The following is a 418-nucleotide window of genomic DNA, read 5'->3' as shown; positions in this document are numbered from 1 at the left end:
CTTTTGTAAGATACTGAATATCAAGGTTTTAAACAAGAAAATCACATACTTAATTTGATGATTTTCAATTGTTTATAGTTTTGTCATGTACTAAAAAAAACGGGATAAGAGTATGCCCTTCGTATGTATTGCCTTCAAATATTTCATAACCTATGGCATATCCACCTATTCCAACTAACAGGCCTAAAAATATTTGAGGCTTTTGATGCTTTCCGTCCTTGCTGAATCCAGTTTTTCTCAGGTCATCTTCATCACTTGCTTCGAAGTATAATGTTGTCATGTCGTAGAAAACAACAGAAATATTGCCACCTAAGACTCTTAAAGTGTGGGCAAATGCAATTTGTTCTACTTTGTCTTTTAGCTTATTGTTTAACTTGTCCAGAAAACGGTAAACCTTATCTATGCTTAAATGAATGCC

General features: G+C 33.5%; 1 pseudogene. It reads right to left on the bottom strand.

What is annotated here, in order from left to right:
• Positions 1-70: 70 nt before the first annotated feature.
• Positions 71-418, bottom strand: a pseudogene (locus OM074_RS21245) (IS1634 family transposase); the annotation flags it as partial.

The organism is Plebeiibacterium marinum, assembly GCF_026013615.1.
GTDB classification, from domain to species: domain Bacteria; phylum Bacteroidota; class Bacteroidia; order Bacteroidales; family Marinilabiliaceae; genus Saccharicrinis; species Saccharicrinis marinus_A.
This window is presented reverse-complemented; position numbering and strand designations above follow the sequence as displayed.